The sequence below is a fragment of the Duganella sp. genome (assembly GCF_039595735.1).
Taxonomy (GTDB): Bacteria; Pseudomonadota; Gammaproteobacteria; order Burkholderiales; family Burkholderiaceae_D; genus Rugamonas.
The window spans coordinates 229,308-249,727 of record NZ_JBCNLB010000002.1 but is presented as its reverse complement, the minus strand read 5'-3'; the positions used below and the strand labels follow the sequence as shown (position 1 = coordinate 249,727).

Genomic DNA, 20,420 nt, shown 5'->3' with positions numbered 1-20,420 from the left:
AGGCGGCTTTAAAAGGGGGAGCTTTTGAATCGCTGTTCAGGAACGCGCTTTGCGGCTGCGGGCGTAGCCGGCCAGCAGCGCAATGCCGCCCAACATCATGCCGTAGGTGGCTGGCTCGGGCACCGAGGATACCAGCGAAATCGCATAGCTGCCGCCCATCGTGCCATCGGCGTTGCCGGTGACGATGATGTGGTAGGCGCCCGCCATGCTGAGCGGCAGGTCATTGGTGATGTTGTTGCCCGCATAGGTCGCATACCACGGGCCCGCATTGGTGGAAGTGCCGCCGTACACCGAGTACGTCAGGCCGGTAATGCTGAACACATTCGTGTTGCCCAGCGTGAGCATGATGGCGTTTGCAGAGCTACCGAGGCTGCCTGCCGGAATCGTGAAATCGATGGTGTCGGTGAACATCCCGACTTCATGCATGAACATGTGCCCGTATGGATTCATGACGTCGGTGGTGATCGCACCAGCGTCAATCTGGAAATCATCCGCAGAAGCAACGCCAGCAGCCATCGCGATCAGCGAGGCAGCAATTATCTTTTTTACTTTCATGATCATCCCTTTTCATTTAAAGAACAGCGCGTAGATCGGAATATCCCTTGGGTGGGATGCAGGCGATCTTATCTAAGTCAACAAGCTCGACCGGGCGCGTTCCATACCTTTAAGAAACGATTTAGAAAATACAACGGAAATTAACTATTGATATGCGGATTTCACATTTAGAAAATGCGGCCAGGAAAGCAAAAGGGCCTGATGATTGCTCATCAGGCCCTTCTACATGTTTGGTGCGGCTGGCAGGAATCGAACCCACGACCCCTTGGTTCGTAGCCAAGTACTCTATCCAGCTGAGCTACAGCCGCTTAACTTTTACTACAACTGCTATCAGACAGACTCGACAGTCTATCCAACTTTAAATCTGGTGCGGCTGGCAGGAATCGAACCCACGACCCCTTGGTTCGTAGCCAAGTACTCTATCCAGCTGAGCTACAGCCGCGCAAAACAAGAAGATTATAACAGCACTTTCTTGTAGAAAACAGAAGAATCTTCCAACTCTTCCGGCAAAACGATTGGTGCGGCTGGCAGGAATCGAACCCACGACCCCTTGGTTCGTAGCCAAGTACTCTATCCAGCTGAGCTACAGCCGCACTGTGCAAGCATTATAAAGCATAAATTTTATTTTGCAAGGTTGGATATTTTCTATCGTTTAGTTGGTCCGGCGCACGAAGTTCCGAATCAACCGCCCTGCAAAACTGCTTTGCTGCATTCTTTCAAACAGCATGCCGTTCGAAAGAAGCAGCATTATAGAGACAGTCCCATGGCTTGTCCAGCACTCCGTGTCAGGTGCCAAACTCGGCCGCCGCCTTGGCTGCCCACAGCGCCTCGTTGTAGGAGGCATACGGAATGCCATAGCAATCCACCTGCCCGCCCGCTCCGACAAACTTGATCCACCACCCCGCCGCGTCGGACAGAAGGGCAATATCGCCAGGCCGGCATTGCGCGCTCATGTCCTCGCCCTGCTCCAATACCACAATCTTGACTTTCCGATGCTTGATAACGCTAGCCATAGCGCCGCTCCCTTCCTTCATTCATGCCAGTGATTACGCACATTACAAATATAAATTTGCATTCGATTGCGCATTGCAGCATCATTCAACTGTCTCCTCTATTCTCCTCCAAGGAAATAGATTTAGCCCGCTCCTGTAGCGGGCTTTTTTTTTACCGTGTACGATGCACTCAACCTTTGCCTTTTCATAAGACAGATAACAGAGAATACACGCACCGCATGAATTCGCCTTCCGCCGTCCCGCCCCCCGCCGCCGACTGGTCCCAAACCGCCCTTGGCGATCCCGCAGGCTGGCCGCCCAGCCTGCGGCTCACCACCGACATCATGCTCAACTCCCCGCAAGCCATGCTGCTGATGTGGGGACCCGAGCAAATCATGATCTACAACCAGGCTTACGCTGAATTGATTGCCCTGCCCGGTCTGCGCGCGCCTGGCGGCAAGGTGCCGTCGGTGCAGCCGGCCGCGTGGAGCTGGAGCAGCGCCGCCCTGGCCGAGGTGCGCGCCGGCCGCAGCCTGGCTTACCACGGCTGCAGCCTGCCGGTCTGGCGCAATCAGCGCGTCGAACCGATGGCACTGGATTTGTATTACACGCCGATCCGCACGGAACACGGCGTGCACGGCATCCTGTGCACGCTGGTGCCGGCGCTGGCGGCCGCGGTGGCGGAGCAGAACGCGCCATTGCGCCTGTTGGTGGTGGAAGACAACGCCGACGCCCGCTACCTGGTGTGCGAAACCCTGCGCGCCCTCGGCCACGAGGTGCAGGCCGTGGCCAGCGGCGAGGAAGCCTTGCCGCTGCTGAGCATTCAACAGTTCGATGTTCTGTTCACCGACGTCAGTCTGCCCGGCATGTCGGGCGTCGATCTGGCGCGTCACGCACTGCAGCGGGCGCCACAGTTGGCTCTGCTGTTTGCCTCCGGTTACGGTGACGAACTCACTCGCCACCTGGAGTTTCCGGCCCTGTCCCTGCAAAAACCGTACGACATCGACCAACTGCAGAGTGCACTGGAGCGTATCGCGACCCAATTGCGCACGCGCTGATTATTTTGTCCTGGACACTCCCGCAACCGTGCGGAGCCAGCATCGAAGTTGGCGCTAGAATAAGCGCATGATTCCGAACGACCCTACCGCTACTTCGCCGCCCGCGCCGGACGCGCACGAAGAATTGTTGCGCGCCAGGGAGGCTTTGCGCCAAAGCCAGCTTGAACTGCGGGCGCTCGCCAATTCGATGCCGCAACTCGCATGGATTGCCGAACAAGAAGGCCCGATGGTGTGGTACAACCAGCGCTGGTATGACTACACCGGCACGACCCCTGAACAAATGACCGGCGACGGCTGGCAGCGGGTGTATGCGCCCGATTGCCTCGGCGCCATGGAATCGCATTGGGAGCACTCGCGCCGCACCGGCACCCCGTTTGAGCTGGAAATTCCGATCCGCAGCGTCAGCGGCGAATTCCGCTGGTTCCTCACGCGCGCCAACCCGGTGCACGACAGCGACGGCAACATTGTGCGCTGGTTCGGCACCAGCACCGACGTCGATCAGGTCAAGCGCGTGCAGGAAGCGCTGCGCGATGAAACCGCCGTGCTGGAACTGCTCAACCACACCGGCACCATGCTGGCCTCGCAGCGCGACTTGCGCCCCCTGCTGCAGGAAGTCACCGATGCCGCCACCAGCATCAGCGGCGCGCGCTTTGGCGCCTTCTTCTACCACACCACCAATGCCGCCGGCGAAGCCATGCTGCTGCACACCCTGTCGAGCGGAGCGCCGGACGCCTTTGCCGAGCTGGGCCAGCCGCGCGCCACCGCCCTGTTCGGCCACAGCATGCGCGGCGAAGGCACCATCCGCAGCGACGATCTGCTCAAGGATCCGCGCTACGGCAAGAACTTCCCCTACCACGGCGTGCCGGACGGCCATCCGCCGGTGCGCAGCTACCTGGCGGTGCCGGTGGCGCTGCGTGGCGGCCCGGTGATCGGCTGCCTGTTGTTTGGCCACCCGCAGCCGGGCATCTTCACTGAACGCACCGAGCGCATCATCGGCGGCATTGCCGCCCAGGCGGCGGTGGCCATCGACAATGCACGCCTGTACGAGGCCGCGCAACAGGCCGCCGAAGAACGCAAGATACTGCTCGACAGCGAGCGCCAGGCGCGCGCCGAGGCCGAGCGCACCAGCCAGCTCAAGGACGAGTTCCTGGCCACCCTGTCGCACGAACTGCGCACTCCGCTGACCGCCATCCTGGGCTGGGCCCAGGTCTTGCGGCGCGGCAGCCGGGACGAGGCCGACCTGCAGCGCGGCCTGCAAACCATCGAGCGCAACGCCCGCGCCCAGGCCCAGCTGATTGAGGATCTACTGGACATGAGCAGCATCGCCTCCGGCAAGGTGCGGCTGGAAATGCAGCCGCTGGCGCCGGCGGCGCTGGTGGCGGCCGCGCTGGAATCGGTGCGCCCGGCAGCGGAGGCCAAGCAGATTCAGATCGAGCGCGACTTTGCGCGCACGCCCGGCATGGTGGCCGGCGACGCCAACCGTCTGCAGCAGGTGCTGTGGAACCTGCTCAGCAACGCCATCAAATTTACCCCGCGCGGCGGCACGGTCCGGGTCGGCGTGCAGCCGGACGGCGACCACGTGGCCATCACCGTGCATGACAGCGGCATCGGCATCACCCCCAGCTTCCTCGGCCATGTGTTTGAGCGCTTCCGTCAGGCCGACGCCACCACCACCCGCCAGCACGGCGGCCTCGGTCTGGGGCTGGCCATCGTCAAGCACCTGGTGGAACAGCATGGCGGCACGGTCAGCGTGGCCAGCGAAGGCGAAGGCCGCGGCGCCAGCTTCACCCTGCGCCTGCCGACCTATGGCAGCACCCAGACCGCGGCGCGCGCCGAGCCGGCCATGCCGGCGCCGCCGCATGCTGCACCGCATGATCTGAGCGGGCTACAGGTGCTGGTGGTGGATGACGAAGACGATGCGCGCGAACTCATCAAGCGCATCCTCATCGACTGCAATGCCGAGGTGCTGACGGCCGCCACCGCCACCGAAGCCTTAAACCTTTTGCAACACGAGCGCCCCGACCTGATGGTCAGCGACCTCGGCATGCCGGAGGTGGATGGCTATGGCCTGCTGGATCGCATTCGTGCCATGGGGCCGTCGCGCGGCGGCGACCTGCCGGCCATCGCCCTGACCGCATTTGCCCGCTCGGAAGACCGGATCAAGGCCCTGGCCAGCGGGTTTCTGGCCCACATTGCCAAGCCGGTGGAGCCCAATGAATTGATCGCCAAGGTGGCCGCCACCAGCGCTGCCCAGCGGCATGCATAAAGGAGATGAAAAATTACCGCACGGCAAGTACATACTCCTACTTGCAGACGCGGCGCTGTCCTACAAGCAATTTTAAAAACTCTTGATACACTACAATAATCTAAAAAAAGGCGTACAATAGTTTCCACATGGAAATTTGTGCCGTTGTGTGCGCCGCAGCACCCAAGCCTGGGCTATTATCGAATTTATACCGAATACTGAGACTGACGAGACCACACACTATGCCGAGCCGAGACGAAATCCTGAACGCCAAAATTCTGGTGGTGGATGACAGCGCAGACAACGTCGACCTGATGTTGGAAATCCTGCGCGAGGCCGGCTATACCAATGTTTCGTCCACCATGCTGCCCGAGCAGGTCTGCCCGCTGCATCGCCAGCATAACTACGACCTGATCCTGCTGGACCTGCAAATGCCGGGCCTGAACGGTTTTCAGGTCATGAAGGGGCTCAAGGAAATCGAGCAAGGCGGCTACCTGCCGGTGCTGGCCCTGACCGCCCAACCCAGCTTCAAGATCGCCGCGCTGGAAGCGGGCGCGCGCGACTTCATCAGCAAGCCGTTCGACCTGCTGGAGGTGCACAAGCGCATCCACAATATGCTGGAAGTGCGCCTGCTCTACCGCGAACTGGCCCAATACAGCCGCCAGCAGCAGGAACTGGCGCTGCACGACCCCCTCACCAGCCTGCCGAACCGGCGCCTGCTGGAAGACCGTATTTCCACCGTGCTGCAGCACGCCACCCGCCAGCAGAACAAGGCGGCCGTGATGTACCTCGACCTGGACGGCTTCAAGACCATCAACGACACCCACGGCCACGCCTACGGTGACGAGATTCTCAAGCAGGTGGCGCAGCGCCTGGTCGGCTGCTCGCGCAAGGAAGACACGGTGGCGCGCGTGGGCGGCGACGAGTTCGTCATTGTCATGGGCAATATCGCCACCGTGGCCGATACCCAGGAGCCGTGCAACAAGCTGATCGAGGCGGTGTCGCAGCCGTACCAGATCAATGGCCTGACGCTGCAGCTGTCGACCAGCATTGGCGTCGGCATCTTCCCCGACGACGCGACCGAAGTGGCGCCCCTGATTGCGGCCGCCGACGGCGCCCTGTATGAAGCCAAGCGGTCCGGCAAGAACCGCTGCTGCACCGCGCAGATGATGCGCACACCGCCCACCCAGCACCACGCCATGTCGGCCAGCCTGGCATGAGCGCGCGGCGGGCCATGCAGCGCCCGCCCCGCCCATTTGCCCGCTTAATGGGTTGCGGCTTCCTCCTTCAAGCCTTTTTGCGTGCTTTGCTCGACCTTGCCGGCGTGCTGGTGGTCGTCATGCGCGTCCACGGTTTCCGGCGGCACTTCAATGCGGGTGATGCCGGCATCCACCGACACCGGATCGCTGGCCGGGAACGTCATCTCGACGCCGCTGTCGAGCAGGGTTTCCTTGGCCTGCTCCTGCGGCGTTTCCTGCTCGTGGCTGGCCAGCGTGGTGATGGCCGCCGCCCACTTGACGAACTCCAGGTTGGCCAGGTCGCGCACCGTGTGCACGTTGAAGGCCTGGGCCAGCGCCTTGGCATCCTTGGCGCTTAGCCCGCGCAGCGCGCTGACCGGGGCGTCGGCCAGCGCGCGGAAGCTCAGGCCCACGTATTCCTTGTCCACGACAGTATCGATATTCATGATGGATTCCTTTCAGTTGAACGTCCTGCCCCACTGTGCCAGCCGGCCTGCCGCGGGTCTGTGCGGGAGCGAACGCTGCTCCCGCTGCCTGACCGCTGTTGCGTTCGCCTGCATGGCGCTTTTGACATTCATATAAGCGCTTGCTATGATCGATTGATGCTTTCGTGGCAGAGACACCCGTGCCTAAAATAGAAAAACCAAAGATCCTGGTCGTTAACGACGACGCCAACAGCCTGTTCGCGCTGACCAGCCTGCTCGCCCAATGGGCCGAGCAGGAAAGCTACGAAGTATTGGCGGCCCGCTCCGGCCAGGACGCCTTGCGCCAGGTGCTGATGCACGACTTTGCCGTCATCCTGTTGGACGTCAACATGCCCGGCATGGACGGCTTTGAGACCGCCGCCGCCATCCATGCGCGCGCGCGCTCGGCCGACATCCCCATCATTTTCATCACCGCCTTCCTGGCCGACGAACTGGACCGGCTGAAAGCCTACCAGCACGGCGCGGTGGATTTCCTGTTCACGCCGGTCATCCCGCAAATCCTGTACGCCAAGATTTCAGTGTTCGTGGCGCTGGCCATGAAGAACGAGGAATTGAAAAAGCAGGCCCGCCAGCTCAGCCAGCGCACCACCGAGCTGACCGCCACCAACCAGCGCCTGACGCGCGAAATCGCGGAACGCCAGACGGTGGAACGGCAAAACCATGCCAAGGACGAATTCCTGGCCATGCTGGGCCACGAGCTGCGCAATCCGCTGAGCGCCATCAGCAGCGCCGCCTCGCTGATCGGCTTGCCCGGCGTGTCGGCCGATGGCGTGCAGCGCGCCAAGAAAATCATCCAGCGCCAGAGCCAGCACCTGGGCCGCATTGTCGACGACCTGCTGGACCTGTCGCGCGCCATGTCGGGCAAGATCCTGCTGAGCCGCGCCCCGCTCGACCTGTCGGCGCTGGTGGCGCAAACGCTGGAAACCTACCGCGCCACCGGCCGCAGCACGGATTACGAGCTGGACCAGGATCTCGATGCCGGCTGGGTGGACGGCGACAGCACCCGGCTGGAGCAGATCACCAGCAACCTGATCGACAATGCCCTCAAGTACACCCAGCCCGGCGGCCGCATCGAAGTGCGCACCTGGACCGAGAACGACGAGGTGGTGCTAAGCGTGCGCGACACCGGCGTCGGCATTCCGGGCGAACTGCTGCCGCACGTGTTTGACGTGTTCGTGCAAGGCAGCAGCACGCTGGACCGCTCGCAGGGCGGGCTGGGCATCGGCTTGTCGCTGGTGCGCCGGCTGGCCGAGCTGCACGGCGGCAGCATTGAGGCCGACAGCAAGGGCCCCAACCGCGGCAGCACCTTCACGCTGCGCCTGCCGCGCATCGAGCAACTGCAGCCGGCCGTGCCGGCCACGCCGTCCCGCAGCGAGCATGGCAAACCGCGCGTGCTGCTGATCGAGGATAACGACGACGGCCGCGAGATGATGACCATGATGCTGGGCGGTTACGGCTACGACGTGCAGGCGGCCGCCGACGGCCTGCTTGGCCTGAACGCCGCCGCCAGCTACCAGCCCGACCTGGCGCTGGTGGACATCGGCCTGCCCGGCATCGACGGCTATGAGGTGGCGCGCCGCCTGCGCGCCAATCCGGCCACGCGCGAGATCAAGCTGATCGCCCTCACCGGCTACGGCCTGGCCGAGGACCTGCAGCGCGTGATGGACGCCGGCTTCGACCGCCACCTGGTCAAGCCGGTCGATATCGATCAACTGATGGAAGTGATCGATACCTGCGCCCAAGTCCCGGTCAAGCAATAGTCGTGCGCCCCGCCTTGCAAAGCTCGGGTATGATCGGAGCAAACCGTAGTCTGTCCGACTTAATAGAGAAAAACCATGTCCGTACCGGCACCGCAAGAACACCTTAATTCCCAGCAAGACGCCCTGCGCAGCGCGGACCTGAGCGAGCTTTTGGGGCATGTCCACACCTGCTGGGACAACGAACGGCGCTCATTGTCGCGCCAGCTGCACGACAGCCTCGGCTCGTCGTTGACGGCGCTCACCATGCACCTGGGCCTGCTGATGCAGAAGCTGCCGCCCGACCCGGCGCTGCAAGACCGCGCCGGCCACATGAAAAAGCTGCTGGGCCAGATCGTCGAAACCAACCGCCAGATGCAGCTCAAGCTGTGGAACGACAAGCTGGAGTTCCTTGGCGTGCGGGTGGCGCTGGAGGAGCTGGTCGCGCAATTTGGCGAGCAGCGCGGCATCACCGCCCGCTGCAGCCTGCCGGAAGAAGAACTCGATTGTCCGCGCAGCCACGGCATCGTGCTGCTGCATACCCTGGAAGAAGCGCTGCGCAACATCGTGGCGCACGCCCAGGCCACCGAGGTGGACGTCATCGTTGACGACAACGAAGATGAAGTCATGCTGACGGTGAAGGATAACGGCGTCGGTCTGAGCGGTCCGGTGGCCACCCCAGCCGTGGGCGACCAGGCGGCCGGCAAGTTCGGCCTGCGCATGGCGCGCGAGCGCGCGGCCTACCTGGGCGGCACCCTGACCCTGTCGGCCGGCGCCGAAGGCGGCGTCACTCTGACCATGGTGCTGCCCAAGCCGCGTAGCGGCGTGGCTTAATGCAACTTGACCAGCGGCGTGGTGCGCTTGATCAGGAAGCGCGCCACCGCCAGCACCGCGGTGCGCACCGTACCCAGCACAGCCTGGTGATGCATCAGGTGCAGGCTCACGTACATCATGCGTGCCACAAAGCCATCCACAAACCAGCTGAGCCCTTTGAGCGAACCCATCAGGCTGCCCACCGAGGTGGTCTGGCCGAATGACACCAGCGAGCCGTAGTCGCGATAGATGTACGGCCTGTCCTGCGGCGGCTGATGCTTTTGCTGGCGCAGGAAAGTCTGCAGCAGATAATCGGCCTGCTGGTGCGCGGCTTGCGCGCGCGGCGGCACCAGCTTGCCATCCGGCCCGGCGCAGGCGGCGCAGTCACCCAGCGCATAGATATAGTCGAAGCCCTTGACCGCCAGCGTGCCCTCCACGTCCAGCTGGCCCGACTTCACGGTCGGCAAGCCCAGCGACTTGAGGAAATCCGGCGCCTTGATGCCGGCCGCCCACACCACGATCTGGGCGGGATACACGGTGTCGCCGGCCGTGACGGTGTCGGCGTCAATGGCGGTCACGCGGGTGTTGGTCACCACGGTGACCGCGCGCTGGCGCAGCAGTTCCAGCGCGGCGGTGGAGACTTTTTCCGGCAGCGGCGCCAGGATGCGCGGCGCGCCTTCCAGCAAGGTGATGCGCACATCGCGCTCGGCCTGCAACTGACGGAAGCCATAGGCGGCATACACGCCGCTGGCCTCGCGCAACTCGGCCGCCAGCTCGACGCCGGTGGCGCCGCCGCCAATGATGACCACATCCACCCCGCCATCCTTGCGCAGCTCGGTCAGGGTCAGGCGCTTGAGCAGGGTCAGGCGGAAACGCTCGGCATCTTCGGTGGCATTCAGGGAGATGGTGTGTTCGGCGGCGCCGGGCACGCCGAAATAATTGGAGGTGCTGCCGACTGCAATGACCAGCTTGTCGAAGCGGATTTGCCGCTCGGGGAAGATTTCCTGCCCTTCGCTGCTGATGGCGCCCACCGTCAGCAAGCGCTGCTGCGCATCGAGCGCCTGCATGGGGCCGTAGACGAAGGTAAAACCATTGTCGTGCGCCAGCATCTGGTAAGACAGGCCTTCCTGGTGCACGTCCAGCGTGCCGGCCGCCACCTCGTGCAAGGACGGCTTCCAGATGTGGAACAGGCGGCTGTCAACCAGCATCACCGCCTCCGGACCCAATTTACGGCCCAGTTTGCAGGCGAGCTCCAGCCCGCCTGCTCCGCCGCCAACAATCACGAATGTACTCTGCAAAGCATGCTCCTGGATGGCGGCGCTCTACGCCGTGGGGTTAGTCGCGTTTATCGTGCCCGTGACCATGGCCTTTGCCGTGACCGCGGCCCGGTCCGTCGTCGCGGCGGTCGTCGCGGTAATCGCGGCGATCGTCACGACGGTCGTCGTAGCGGTCCGGACCGCCATGGCGCTCGCGGTAGCGCGGCACGTAGGTATTGTTGTACCAATTGTCCTGCACGAAGTACACGCGCTGGCCGCAGGCATTGTATTTGCGGCAGTGCTTGGCCCAGTTCTTGGCGTGGCCCGGCGGCACATGCAGGTAGATCGGCGCGGTTTCGACATAGCGCACCGGACGCTCGATGATCACCGGCTGGCGGTACACCAGTTGCGGTGCGGGATAGTCGCCAATGTCGAGGCGGCCATAAAAACCGGGTTGGCCGACGCTGATGGAAACACCAACATCGGTGGCAAAGGCGGAGGCAGACAAGGCCAGCAGGCTGGCGGCGAGTAACTTGGCTTTCATGTTCAGTCTCTATTTTTGTATGAGCGAAGGTGCTCAATTGTCATGATAGTCGCTCTCCGGTCAAAAGTCTGTGCGCCAGCGAACATAAATTACCTGTGCTAAACTAATCGTTAGATACCTAACCATTAGCCCCGCAATCATATGTCTTCTATAGAAGAACGTTTCTCGGCCGCGCTGCACAACTCGGCGCGCGCCTGGCGTCTCGCCATCGACCGCCGCCTCAAGCACCTGAACCTGAGCCAGGCCAGCTGGATGGCCATCGCCCTCACCGCCAAGGAAGCCGAGCCGCCGTCGCAAACCCGGCTGGCGGCGCGCGCCGGGGTGGAAGATCCCACCATGGTGGCCACCGTCGATCGGCTGGTCAAAGCCGGCTACATGGTGCGCACCCCGTCCGCCACCGACCGCCGGGTCAAGCTGCTCAGCCTGACGCCGGCCGGACAGGACGTGTATGCATCGGTGTGGAAGGAAGCCGACGCCCTGCGCCGTGAACTGCTGGGCAATGTCGATTCCGACACGCTGCGCACCGTGACCACCTTCCTTGAAGCCATCCAGGCCAATATCGAGTCGCTGCCATGAGCACCGCTGCCGCAGCCGTCCCTGATGACGGCCTGAACCGCCGCATGATCACCATCTCGATCATGCTGGCCACCATCATCCAGGCGCTGGACGGCACCATCGCCAACGTCGCCCTGCCGCACATGCAGGGCAGCTTGTCGGCGTCGCAGGACCAGATCACCTGGGTGCTGACCTCCTTCATCGTGGCCGCCGCGATTGCCACGCCGCTGACTGGCTGGCTGTGCGACCGCTTTGGCCAGAAGAACATCTTCCTGGCCTCGGTGGCCGGCTTCACCCTTGCCTCCGTGTTGTGCGGCCTGTCCGGCTCACTGACCGAAATCGTCATCGCGCGCCTGCTGCAGGGGATATTCGGCGCGGCGCTGGTGCCGCTGTCGCAAGCCACCCTGCTCGACATCAACCCGCGCGAAAAGCACGGCTCGGCCATGGCCGTGTGGGGCATGGGTGTGATGATCGGCCCGATTCTTGGCCCTACCCTGGGCGGCTGGCTGACCGACAGCTATGACTGGCGCTGGGTGTTCTTCATCAACGTGCCGGTTGGCGCCATGGCCTTCTATGGCATCTGGCGCTACATCAGGAAGACCGAGGCGCCGCGCAAGATGCAGTTCGACGCCTTCGGCTTCGCCACGCTCAGCCTCGCCATCGGCGCGCTGCAGATGCTGCTCGACCGCGGCGAACAGAATGACTGGTTCAGTTCCACCGAGACCTGGGTGGAAGCCATCATTCTGGCGCTGAGCTTTGCCTACTTTGTCGCCCACACGGCCACGCGCCCGGCCGGCAAATCCTTCTTTGATTACCGCCTGCTGCGCAATTCCAACTACGTCAGCGGGCTGTTGTTCATCTTCATCGTCGGCCTGGTGCTGTACGCGACCCGCGCGCTCACGCCCTCGATGCTGCAAAGCCTGATGGGCTACCCGGCCAGGATCGCCGGCCTGGTGACCGCGCCGAGCGGCATCGGCACCATGGTGGCCATGATGGTTGTCGGCCGCCTGGTCGGCAAGATCGACCTGCGGGTCCTGCTGGGCACCGGCTTCCTGATCACCGCCTTCTCGCTGTGGCAGATGACGCAGTACACGCTGGTGCTGTCGCAAAGCGATATCGTCTGGCCCGGCGTGATCCAGGGTCTGGGCCTGGGGCTGGTGTTCGTGCCGCTGAGCGCCGCCACCTTTGCCACGCTGTCGCCGGCAATGCGCGCTGAAGGCACGGCCATCTACAGCCTGATACGCAATATCGGCAGCTCGATCGGCATCGCGCTGGTGCAAACGCTGCTGGCGCGGAATACCCAGACCGTGCACGCGTCGCTGACGGAACACATCACCACCGCCAACCCGGCGCTGCTGGACAACCTGGCCACGCCGCAGGCGGCCGCCGCGCTGAACAACGAGATCACCCGCCAGGCGTCGATGATCGCCTACGTGGATGACTTCTGGCTGATGATGATCGCAACGCTGTGCGTGATTCCGCTGCTGTTGCTGATTAAACCGCCGGCGAAAACCGCACCGGCCGCAGTCGATCACGCTGCGATGGAATGAGGAGAAACCAAGTGAAAACCACACTATCAATCCTGGCCGCAGCCGCCGCGCTGGCCCTCGGCGGCTGCGCGCAAGTGCCGACCGACAGCCACCCGCTCGCCAGGCGCGACATCGCCAGCGCCGAACTGTCAGCCAACATCAGGCTGGCCAGGGAAGGCTGGCCGCAAGCACAGTGGTGGACCGCCTACCATGACGAGCAGCTGAACGCCATCATCAGGCAAGCCTTGGCCAGCGGGCCGTCGCTGGAAGTGGCGGCGGCGCAGATCGGCACCGCGCGTTCCTCGCTGTCGCGCAGCGTGGCCGATCTGGGCATCTCTGGTGCGGTGAACGGCAATGTCAACCGCCAGCGCTACTCCGGCACCGGCCTGTTCCCGGCGCCGATCGGCGGCGCCTACTTCACCGAAGAGACACTGCGCCTCGACCTGCGCTACAACTTCGACTGGTGGGGCAAGAACCGTGCGCAAGTCGCTGCCGCCGTGGGCGAACTGAATGCCGGCCGCGCCGCCTACGCGGAAGCCGAACAGGCGCTGGCCGCCTCCATCGCGCAAAGCTACTTCCGCCTGCAGGGCGCGTGGGCGCGCCTTGCCAACACCGATCAACTGGCCGCCACGCAAACGGCACTGGTGCAGGATAAAGTCAAACGCATCGCCCAGGGGCTGGCCAACGCCGACGACCAGCGCGCGGCCGAAGCGGACCTGAGCCTGATCCGCAAACAACAAGCACAACTCAGGGCCGACATCGAGCACGAACGAGAAGCCCTGCGCGCGCTGGCCGGCGCCGACAACACCGCGCTGGCCGATCTGAAACCGGTCGCCCTGTCGTCGGCGCCGCACGCCCTGCCCGCGCGCCTCGGCATGGAACTGCTGGCGCGCCGTCCGGATCTGCAGGCCGCGCGCTGGAAACTGGAAGCCTCGCTCAGCAGGATCGACGCCGCCAAAGCCGCGTTTTATCCGGACGTGAACCTGACCGGCTCGATCGGCCTGAATAGCGTCAAAGCCGAAGACTTGCTGCAACTGGCCAGCCGCACCTTGTACATCGGGCCGAGCGTGTCGCTGCCGCTGTTCGACAGCAAGCGCCTCGATGCGCAGCTGGACAGTGCCCGCACCAGCCGCAACGAACGCATTGCCGAATACAACCAGACCATCGTCGAAGCCGTGCGCGAGGTGGCGCAAGGCGGCGCGCAGCTGCAAGGCATCGAGCAGCAGATCACCCAGCAGACCGCGGCCACCACGCTGGCACGCGCGCAACTGGCGTCGGCGCAGAAGCGCCTCGATCACGGCCTGGCCAACAACAGCAGCGTGCTGAATGCGCGCCTGGCCCTGCTCAAGCAGCAGGATGCCGACCTCTATCTGCAACAGGTACAACTGCTGGCCGAAGTCGCGCTGACCAATGCGCTGGGCGGCGGCTATCACGAAGAAGCGCCGCTGGCGACCGCCATCAAATAAGGACACATCATCATGAGCACTGAAATCACCAAACCAAACGAGAAAAAGCGCAAATTCGTGCTGGCCGCGATCACGCTGGCCTTCATTGCCGCCGGCGCGGCGTATGCGGTCTACTACCAAGCCGTGCTGTCCAAGGTGCAGGAGACCGACAACGCCTACGTGGGCGGCAATCTGGTCAACCTGTCGTCGCAGGTGACCGGCAACGTGACCGAGATCCGCGCCGATGAAACGCAGATGGTGCAAGCCGGCGCGCCGCTGATCCAGCTGGATGCCGCCGATGCCGACATCGCGCTGGCGCAAGCCGATGCCAAGTTGGGCGCCGCCGTGCGCCAGCAACGTCAGCGCTACGCCGACGTGGCGCAGTACGACGCCACCGTCGCGCTGCGCAAGCTGCAGTTGAAGAATGCCGAAGATGATCTGGCGCGCCGCAAGCCGCTGGCCGCCGACCACACCATCTCCGGCGAGGAAGTCGAGCATGCGCGCCAGGCCGTGGCCGATGCGCGTGCAGCGATTGCAGTCGCGGTCAGGCAGGAAGAAGCGGCCAAGGCTGGCGTCAGCGGCGTCAGCGTGGCGCAGCACCCGGCAGTGCAGGCGGCCAAGGCGGACTATGTGCAGGCGTGGCTGGCGTCGCGCCGCAACACCATCCTGGCGCCGGTGTCGGGCTACGTCGCCAAGCGCAGCGTGCAGATTGGCGCGCGCGCCACGCCCGGCACCTCGCTGATGGCCATCGTGCCGCTGGATCAGCTGTGGGTGGATGCCAACTTCAAGGAATCGGAATTAAAGAACATCCGCGTCGGCCAACCGGCCAGGGTGGAAGCGGATATGTATGGCAGCAAAGTGGAATTCCACGGCCGCGTGGTGGGCCTGTCGGCCGGCACCGGCAGCGCCTTCTCGCTGCTGCCGGCGCAAAACGCCAGCGGCAACTGGATCAAGGTAGTGCAGCGTTTGCCGGTGCGGATTGCGCTTGATCCGAAGGAGCTGAAAGAACATCCGCTGCGCATCGGTTTGTCGACCACCGTGTCGGTCGATGTCAGCAAGACCGACGGCCCGGTGCTGGGCGCGGCCATGCCGCAAACGCCGGTCTACACCACGCAAGCCTTGACGCAGCCGCTGCAGCAGGCCGCCAGCGCCGCCGACGCCATCATCGCGCGCAATCTCTAACGCAGCTCGGCGTCGAGCTGGCGAATGGCGGCTTGCGCTTGCGTGATCACACGGTCGGCAATCCGCTGGCGCATGCCGGGCACGCGGCCGGCGGCTTCGGCTTCCAGCAGAATTGGCGTCAGCAGTTGCACCGCCGAATCGCGGAAGCCTTCCGCCACCTGGTCCAGTTGCGCGTTGAAGGACTGCTCCGCCGCCAGCAGCTGCTTGCGCAGTTCTTCTTCAAAGGCGATGCGCTTGTCGCGGATCTCGGTGCGTTTGCGCTTGCCGCCGTCGGTGAACCATTTGAACGCGCCGGCCAGCAGCACCGCGCCGCCGACAAACGGCGCCACCGGCGCCACCACTGGCAGCACCACCGCCGCGCCGATCAGGTAAGCCGCCGTGCCGGTGCTGGCCGCCACCGCCGCGCCGCTGACCAGCGTCACGTTGGCCGCCGTATCGAGCTTGTTGACGATGCGCGTGCCGATGCGCATGCGCGGCATCAGCTTGGCCAGCGCCGCGTGGTGCTGACGCTGGAACACGGTCGCCTGCCCCAGCTTCATCCCCGACTGGAACAGCCGCAGGTCTTCCTGCAGCAGTTGCAAGGCCTGCTCCTTGCGACGCACGATGCGGTCCAGGCGCCGTTCCATCTCCTGCCCGAACTGGTTGCGGCCCATGCTGGCCCACACGTCTTCGTCTTTCCACTTGTCGGTGTTGAGGCGGTCGGTCATCGCCAGTTCGATGGCGTTGCCGGCGTCGTGCACGGCGTCGTCGATTTCCTCGCTCATCAGGCGGCGCTCGTAGGCGATGCGCTGGTCAACCAGGACCAGCCGCTGCGTGACCTGATTTTTCAGGTCATTGGCGGCGCTGACCAGCGAACTGGCTGCCGCCTCGCCTGCCGACAGCAGGCGCGCCTGCTCGACGTACGTGCCGATGTCCTGCGTGATGGCGGCGGTGGTGGCGCTCACCAGCTCGCGCAATGTGGTCTGGTCGATTTCGCCGGACTGGAAATGACGGGCATGACTGATCAGTTCCTGCTGGCCGGCGGTGCGGCCGAAATCCGCCACCGCGTCGGCCAGCGAGCGCCCGCGCATCAGGCGGCGCGCCTGTTCGCCCAGATTGGCAAGGATGCCGCGCTCCTCGGCTGGCGGCAGGCGATTCAGGTCCTCCGCCGGCAGGCGCACCGACAGCGCTTTTGCCAGGCGCTGCGCCAGTGAGCGCGCATCGGCGCCGTGCAGCGCCAGCAGCGGTATCGCCATGCTCAGCGCGTGCTCGCGCGCCGACTGGTCGATGCCGGTGCAGCTGCGGCTGAGCGCATTCAGCGCCCAATCGACTTCGACGCCGGATTCGATGGCGTTCAGCACCAGTGCGGTGAACACGGCGGACGATTGGCCATCGCCGGCGATGTCGGTGACGGCGGCGAATTGGGCCAGCGTGAGGCTGCCCTCATTGCCGGCGATCGCGCCCACCGCCCGCGCGTAGGCGGAGCTGAAACTCTGATCGGAAGATAAATGCTCGTCCAGCGAGCGCACGACGAGCTGCGATGACGGACTATTCACGCCTGCTCCAGTTGGTTGTGATGCCATTATGGCATTGTAACTGAAGCGCGGCTTAGTGCGGCAGGTAGCGGATGAGGACAACGACCGCGCCAATGGCAACACTGGTCTGTGCCAGGAACAGTGAGATCATCCATTTCAACATATCGAACTTGAGCGCCTGAATCTCGGCCCGGACCCAATCTTTGGTGGGGATGTTCTCCAGGACTTCCCCAAGCGCGTCGGCATGTGCAAGCGCTTGGGCAGGCGGAACGCCACCGGCTTCCAGAGTGTTACGGTATTTGGTGGATTCGAGAGAGTTCATGGAAAAATTATGCGCCGCCGTCCGTCGAATGCAAGCGGCGCACTTTGACGCAGATCAGCCCTGCACCACCTCGGTCGACAACGTCAGCGTTTCCTTGATTTCCTCCATCACCACATAGCTTTTCGACTGTGCCGCACCGGGCAGGCTGAGCAGCATTTCGCCCAGCAGTTTGCGGTATTCGGCCATCTCGTGAATGCGCGCTTTAATCAGGTAGTCGAAATCGCCCGACACCAGATGACACTCCTGCACCTCCGGTATCCGCAGCACCTCGCGCCGGAATTGCTCGAACGCCGGCCCGGATTTCTGGTTCAGCGTGATTTCCACAAACACCAGCAGCTTGGCGCCCAGCGACGGCGGATCGATGCGCGCGTGGTAGCCGGTGATCACGCCATCGCGCTCCATGCGCTTGACCCGCTCGATGGTCGGGGTGGTCGACAAGCCCACCTGCTCGCCCAGATCCTTCATCGAGATGCGCCCATCCTCCTGCAGGATCTGCAATATCTTTCGGTCCAGTTTATCCAGGCCGCGGACCGATTCTTTCTGAATTCGCATAAAAATCCACTGTTTTATCGAATATATACAGTAACAAACACTATCTGAACCAGAATACCATAGCGGAATATCTTGCAGTTAAATAATCGGGGGCAATATGCGCGTAGTTATCCTGGGTAGCGGTGTGATCGGCGTCACCAGCGCCTACTATCTGGCCAAGGCCGGCCACGACGTCACCGTGCTGGACCGCCAGCCCGGTCCCGCCCTCGAAACCAGTTTCGCCAACGCCGGCCAGATCTCGCCCGGCTACGCCTCGCCATGGGCCGCTCCCGGCATTCCCCTGAAAGCCATGAAATGGATGGTGCAGCGCCACGCGCCGCTGTCCATCAAACCGGATGGCACCCTGTTCCAGCTGCAATGGATGTGGCAGATGCTGCAAAACTGCAATGCCGAACGCTACGCCGTCAACAAGGAACGCATGGTGCGCCTGGCCGAGTACAGCCGCGACTGCTTTAAAGCCCTGCGCGCCGCCACCGGCATCGAATACGAAGGCCGCCAGCAAGGCACCACCCAGCTGTTCCGCACCGAGGAGCAGATGGACGCCGCCGCCAAGGACATCAGCGTACTGGAAGAAACCGGCGTGCCCTATGAACTGCTGAGCCGCGAACAACTGGTCAGCGCCGAACCCGGCCTGGCCAGGAACAAGCTGGTTGGCGGCCTGCGCCTGCCGAACGATGAAACCGGCGACTGCCAGCTGTTCACCACCCGCCTGACCGCCATGGCGGAGCAGTTGGGCGTGAAGTTCCGCTACGGCGTCGACATCAACGGCCTGATCACGGAAGGCGACGCCATCAAGGGCGTGAAATGCGGCGACGAGCTGGTGACTGCCGAGTCTTACGTGGTGGCCATGGGCGCCTACTCGACCGCGCTGCTGAAGGACCTGGTCAGCATCCCGGTTTACCCGCTGAAAGGCTATTCCATCACCGTGCCGATCGTGAACGCCGACGCCGCGCCAGTCTCGACCATCCTGGACGAGACCTACAAAATCGCCGTCACCCGCTTTGACGACCGCATCCGCGTGGGCGGCATGGCCGAGATCGCCGGTTTCGACAGAACCCTGAACCCGCGCCGCCGCGCAACCCTGGAAATGGTGGTCAACGACCTGTTCCCTGGCGCCGGCAACACCGCCGAAGCCAGCTTCTGGACCGGCCTGCGCCCGATGACCCCGGACGGCACCCCGATCGTCGGCCGCACCGGCCTGCGCAACCTGTACCTCAACACCGGTCACGGCACCCTGGGCTGGACCATGTCCTGCGGCTCGGCCCAGCTGCTGTCGGACATCATCTCGGCGCGCCGTCCGGCCATCCGCGCCGACGACCTGTCGGTCAGCCGTTACAGCGCCGAACGCGGCGCCCGCCAGCCGCAGCTGGTCAACGCGTAATCCCTTTCCCTCGTTCGCGGCGCCGGTGCCGGCGCCGCGAACGCCTGTTCCCTCCCCCATGTCATCCGCTTGTCACAAGCGGCTGCCGTTTGTGGCAACTATCTGCGCATGAACCCACATTCACGCTGTTCGAGCGTTGAGATTGGGGCCAAGCCTGCGTATAATTTTGACCATGAACAAACTCGAAGCATACGGCCATATCGCGGCCCTGGCCATACGTGGCGAACTCGTCTTCCCGACCAGCGTGAATGCGGCGCTGCGCGTACAGCTGGCATTGGATGATCCCGACTGCCCGATCGACACCGCCATCAGCCTGGTGCTGGCGGAGCCTTTGCTGGCCGCGAAGACCGTGGCCATCTCGAATTCAGCCATGTTCAACCGCGCCGGCGCGCCGGTGGTGACCAATGTGCGCGGCGCCATCATGCGCATCGGCTACCAGAACCTGTTCGCGCTGGCCGCCGCCATGGTGGTGCGCCAGTTCGGCAGCAAAATCTCCGATCCGGCACTGCGCAACAAGGCTGAAAAGCTGTGGGACCACACCATTGCCGTGGCCGCGCTGGGCCGTCTGATTGCCCGCCACGTCACCGGCGTGAACGAAGATACCGCCCTGTTTGCCGGCATCGTGCATGAGGTGGGCGGCTTCTACCTGCTGTCGCGCGCCGACGAATTCCCCGGCCTGCTGGACGAAGATCCGGAAAACTGGCACTCGGCCAGCGAGGAAATCATCACCCGCGAAGTGATGCGCAAGCTGTGCATTCCGGAACCGGTGGCCGACGCCATCGAAGGCCTGCGCGACAGTTTCATGTCGATCCCGCCGGACACCCTGCTTGACACCCTGCTGCTGGCCAACCACCTGACGCCGGTGAAATCGCCGCTGCAGGAACCGCAGCGCGACCTGCCGCCGCATTCCGACTCGGCCATCGACCTGTTCATCGACGAGCAAAAACTGGCCAGCATGCTGGAAGAAGCCAAACGCGATGCGGCCGAAATGAGCGCCGCGCTGCTGGTCTGATTGCCG

19 protein-coding genes and 3 tRNA genes are annotated in these 20,420 nt (G+C 63.7%); 11 read left to right on the top strand and 11 right to left on the bottom strand.

What is annotated here, in order from left to right; genetic code table 11:
- Nucleotides 1–36: 36 nt before the first annotated feature.
- The 5 genes from ABDW57_RS06170 to ABDW57_RS06150 all read right to left on the bottom strand — a co-directional run bounded on the left by ABDW57_RS06170 (nucleotide 37) and on the right by ABDW57_RS06150 (nucleotide 1,568).
- The gene (locus ABDW57_RS06170; protein ID WP_343729324.1) at nucleotides 37–555 is read right to left on the bottom strand and encodes an FxDxF family PEP-CTERM protein; all 519 of its coding nucleotides are present in this window, start codon (nucleotides 553–555) and stop codon (nucleotides 37–39) included.
- Nucleotides 556–786: 231 nt separating this feature from the next.
- Nucleotides 787–863: transfer RNA gene (locus ABDW57_RS06165), tRNA-Arg, on the bottom strand.
- Nucleotides 864–920: 57 nt separating this feature from the next.
- Nucleotides 921–997, bottom strand: a tRNA-Arg gene (locus ABDW57_RS06160).
- A gap of 74 nt (nucleotides 998–1,071) precedes the next feature.
- Nucleotides 1,072–1,148 (bottom strand) — tRNA-Arg (locus ABDW57_RS06155).
- A 192-nt stretch (nucleotides 1,149–1,340) separates the two neighbouring features.
- The gene (locus ABDW57_RS06150) at nucleotides 1,341–1,568 is read right to left on the bottom strand and encodes a hypothetical protein (RefSeq protein WP_343729323.1); all 228 of its coding nucleotides are present in this window, start codon (nucleotides 1,566–1,568) and stop codon (nucleotides 1,341–1,343) included.
- Between the two features lie 218 nt (nucleotides 1,569–1,786).
- On the opposite strand from ABDW57_RS06150, the gene ABDW57_RS06145 reads away from it, so the two are divergent.
- The 3 genes from ABDW57_RS06145 (at nucleotide 1,787) to ABDW57_RS06135 (ending at nucleotide 6,070) form a co-directional block, all read left to right on the top strand.
- Nucleotides 1,787–2,605 carry a response regulator gene (locus tag ABDW57_RS06145; RefSeq protein ID WP_343729322.1) on the top strand — a complete coding sequence of 273 codons (819 nt, stop codon included), beginning with the start codon at nucleotides 1,787–1,789 and terminating at the stop codon, nucleotides 2,603–2,605.
- 67 nt (nucleotides 2,606–2,672) lie between these two features.
- Nucleotides 2,673–4,871: an ATP-binding protein gene (locus ABDW57_RS06140; protein ID WP_343729321.1), complete on the top strand. Its 2,199-nt coding sequence runs from the start codon at nucleotides 2,673–2,675 to the stop codon at nucleotides 4,869–4,871.
- Between the two features lie 221 nt (nucleotides 4,872–5,092).
- Nucleotides 5,093–6,070 (top strand): diguanylate cyclase, encoded by a 978-nt coding sequence (locus tag ABDW57_RS06135; RefSeq protein ID WP_343729320.1) that lies wholly within the window; start codon nucleotides 5,093–5,095, stop codon nucleotides 6,068–6,070.
- Nucleotides 6,071–6,114: 44 nt separating this feature from the next.
- Here the strand turns inward: ABDW57_RS06135 and ABDW57_RS06130 are convergent, their stop codons facing one another.
- A complete protein-coding gene (locus tag ABDW57_RS06130) occupies nucleotides 6,115–6,534 on the bottom strand; it encodes a hypothetical protein (protein WP_343729319.1) in 420 nt (139 codons plus the stop codon).
- A 179-nt stretch (nucleotides 6,535–6,713) separates the two neighbouring features.
- On the opposite strand from ABDW57_RS06130, the gene ABDW57_RS06125 reads away from it, so the two are divergent.
- On the top strand, nucleotides 6,714–8,333 hold the full coding sequence (locus ABDW57_RS06125; protein WP_343729318.1) for a response regulator: 1,620 nt from the start codon (nucleotides 6,714–6,716) through the stop codon (nucleotides 8,331–8,333).
- Between the two features lie 75 nt (nucleotides 8,334–8,408).
- Entirely contained in the window at nucleotides 8,409–9,143 is a 735-nt protein-coding gene (locus tag ABDW57_RS06120; RefSeq protein ID WP_343729317.1) for an ATP-binding protein, read from the top strand.
- On the opposite strand, the gene ABDW57_RS06115 is transcribed toward ABDW57_RS06120, so the two are convergent.
- Both ABDW57_RS06115 and ABDW57_RS06110 read right to left on the bottom strand, forming a co-directional pair.
- Nucleotides 9,140–10,420, bottom strand: coding sequence for an FAD-dependent oxidoreductase (locus tag ABDW57_RS06115; RefSeq protein WP_343729316.1), 1,281 nt, complete (start codon nucleotides 10,418–10,420; stop codon nucleotides 9,140–9,142). The genes ABDW57_RS06120 and ABDW57_RS06115 overlap by 4 nt on opposite strands.
- Before the next feature lie 37 nt (nucleotides 10,421–10,457).
- On the bottom strand, nucleotides 10,458–10,922 hold the full coding sequence (locus tag ABDW57_RS06110; protein ID WP_343729315.1) for a hypothetical protein: 465 nt from the start codon (nucleotides 10,920–10,922) through the stop codon (nucleotides 10,458–10,460).
- Nucleotides 10,923–11,063: 141 nt separating this feature from the next.
- Here ABDW57_RS06110 and ABDW57_RS06105 point away from each other — a divergent pair, with 141 nt between their 5' ends.
- Genes ABDW57_RS06105 through ABDW57_RS06090 form a run of 4 tightly spaced genes read left to right on the top strand, consistent with a single transcriptional unit; the run spans nucleotide 11,064 to nucleotide 15,633 of the window.
- On the top strand, nucleotides 11,064–11,498 hold the full coding sequence (locus tag ABDW57_RS06105) for a MarR family transcriptional regulator (RefSeq protein ID WP_343729314.1): 435 nt from the start codon (nucleotides 11,064–11,066) through the stop codon (nucleotides 11,496–11,498).
- A complete protein-coding gene (locus ABDW57_RS06100) occupies nucleotides 11,495–13,027 on the top strand; it encodes an MDR family MFS transporter (RefSeq protein WP_343729313.1) in 1,533 nt (510 codons plus the stop codon). The genes ABDW57_RS06105 and ABDW57_RS06100 overlap by 4 nt, the downstream gene beginning before the upstream one ends.
- Before the next feature lie 11 nt (nucleotides 13,028–13,038).
- A complete protein-coding gene (locus ABDW57_RS06095; protein ID WP_343729312.1) occupies nucleotides 13,039–14,472 on the top strand; it encodes an efflux transporter outer membrane subunit in 1,434 nt (477 codons plus the stop codon).
- 12 nt (nucleotides 14,473–14,484) lie between these two features.
- Complete coding sequence (locus ABDW57_RS06090; protein ID WP_343729311.1) at nucleotides 14,485–15,633, top strand: efflux RND transporter periplasmic adaptor subunit; 1,149 nt, start codon at nucleotides 14,485–14,487, stop codon at nucleotides 15,631–15,633.
- On the opposite strand, the gene ABDW57_RS06085 is transcribed toward ABDW57_RS06090, so the two are convergent.
- Genes ABDW57_RS06085 through ABDW57_RS06075 form a run of 3 tightly spaced genes read right to left on the bottom strand, consistent with a single transcriptional unit; the run spans nucleotide 15,630 to nucleotide 18,021 of the window.
- Nucleotides 15,630–17,168, bottom strand: a complete 1,539-nt coding sequence (locus tag ABDW57_RS06085) for a hypothetical protein (protein WP_343729310.1) — start codon at nucleotides 17,166–17,168, stop codon at nucleotides 15,630–15,632. The two genes, ABDW57_RS06090 and ABDW57_RS06085, sit on opposite strands and share 4 nt — an antisense overlap.
- 52 nt (nucleotides 17,169–17,220) lie before the next feature.
- Nucleotides 17,221–17,469 carry a hypothetical protein gene (locus ABDW57_RS06080; RefSeq protein WP_343729309.1) on the bottom strand — a complete coding sequence of 83 codons (249 nt, stop codon included), beginning with the start codon at nucleotides 17,467–17,469 and terminating at the stop codon, nucleotides 17,221–17,223.
- 54 nt (nucleotides 17,470–17,523) lie between these two features.
- Nucleotides 17,524–18,021 (bottom strand): Lrp/AsnC ligand binding domain-containing protein, encoded by a 498-nt coding sequence (locus ABDW57_RS06075; RefSeq protein WP_072788401.1) that lies wholly within the window; start codon nucleotides 18,019–18,021, stop codon nucleotides 17,524–17,526.
- A 97-nt stretch (nucleotides 18,022–18,118) separates the two neighbouring features.
- Between ABDW57_RS06075 and ABDW57_RS06070 the strand changes: the two genes are divergently transcribed.
- Together ABDW57_RS06070 and ABDW57_RS06065 are read left to right on the top strand one after the other, a co-directional pair.
- On the top strand, nucleotides 18,119–19,402 hold the full coding sequence (locus ABDW57_RS06070) for a D-amino acid dehydrogenase (protein ID WP_343729308.1): 1,284 nt from the start codon (nucleotides 18,119–18,121) through the stop codon (nucleotides 19,400–19,402).
- Between the two features lie 172 nt (nucleotides 19,403–19,574).
- Nucleotides 19,575–20,414, top strand: a complete 840-nt coding sequence (locus tag ABDW57_RS06065; protein ID WP_176647119.1) for an HDOD domain-containing protein — start codon at nucleotides 19,575–19,577, stop codon at nucleotides 20,412–20,414.
- Nucleotides 20,415–20,420: the final 6 nt, after the last annotated feature.

What these genes read in the sequence shown, in the direction of transcription:
- ABDW57_RS06065 (WP_176647119.1), top strand. Translation starts at nt 19,575, where the DNA reads ATGAACAAACTCGAAGCATACGGCCATATCGCGGCCCTGGCCATACGT.
- ABDW57_RS06130 (WP_343729319.1), bottom strand. Translation starts at nt 6,534, where the DNA reads ATGAATATCGATACTGTCGTGGACAAGGAATACGTGGGCCTGAGCTTC.
- ABDW57_RS06170 (WP_343729324.1), bottom strand. Translation starts at nt 555, where the DNA reads ATGAAAGTAAAAAAGATAATTGCTGCCTCGCTGATCGCGATGGCTGCT.
- ABDW57_RS06110 (WP_343729315.1), bottom strand. Translation starts at nt 10,922, where the DNA reads ATGAAAGCCAAGTTACTCGCCGCCAGCCTGCTGGCCTTGTCTGCCTCC.
- ABDW57_RS06080 (WP_343729309.1), bottom strand. Translation starts at nt 17,469, where the DNA reads ATGAACTCTCTCGAATCCACCAAATACCGTAACACTCTGGAAGCCGGT.
- ABDW57_RS06070 (WP_343729308.1), top strand. Translation starts at nt 18,119, where the DNA reads ATGCGCGTAGTTATCCTGGGTAGCGGTGTGATCGGCGTCACCAGCGCC.
- ABDW57_RS06150 (WP_343729323.1), bottom strand. Translation starts at nt 1,568, where the DNA reads ATGGCTAGCGTTATCAAGCATCGGAAAGTCAAGATTGTGGTATTGGAG.
- ABDW57_RS06120 (WP_343729317.1), top strand. Translation starts at nt 8,409, where the DNA reads ATGTCCGTACCGGCACCGCAAGAACACCTTAATTCCCAGCAAGACGCC.
- ABDW57_RS06075 (WP_072788401.1), bottom strand. Translation starts at nt 18,021, where the DNA reads ATGCGAATTCAGAAAGAATCGGTCCGCGGCCTGGATAAACTGGACCGA.
- ABDW57_RS06090 (WP_343729311.1), top strand. Translation starts at nt 14,485, where the DNA reads ATGAGCACTGAAATCACCAAACCAAACGAGAAAAAGCGCAAATTCGTG.
- ABDW57_RS06100 (WP_343729313.1), top strand. Translation starts at nt 11,495, where the DNA reads ATGAGCACCGCTGCCGCAGCCGTCCCTGATGACGGCCTGAACCGCCGC.
- ABDW57_RS06135 (WP_343729320.1), top strand. Translation starts at nt 5,093, where the DNA reads ATGCCGAGCCGAGACGAAATCCTGAACGCCAAAATTCTGGTGGTGGAT.
- ABDW57_RS06105 (WP_343729314.1), top strand. Translation starts at nt 11,064, where the DNA reads ATGTCTTCTATAGAAGAACGTTTCTCGGCCGCGCTGCACAACTCGGCG.
- ABDW57_RS06140 (WP_343729321.1), top strand. Translation starts at nt 2,673, where the DNA reads ATGATTCCGAACGACCCTACCGCTACTTCGCCGCCCGCGCCGGACGCG.
- ABDW57_RS06145 (WP_343729322.1), top strand. Translation starts at nt 1,787, where the DNA reads ATGAATTCGCCTTCCGCCGTCCCGCCCCCCGCCGCCGACTGGTCCCAA.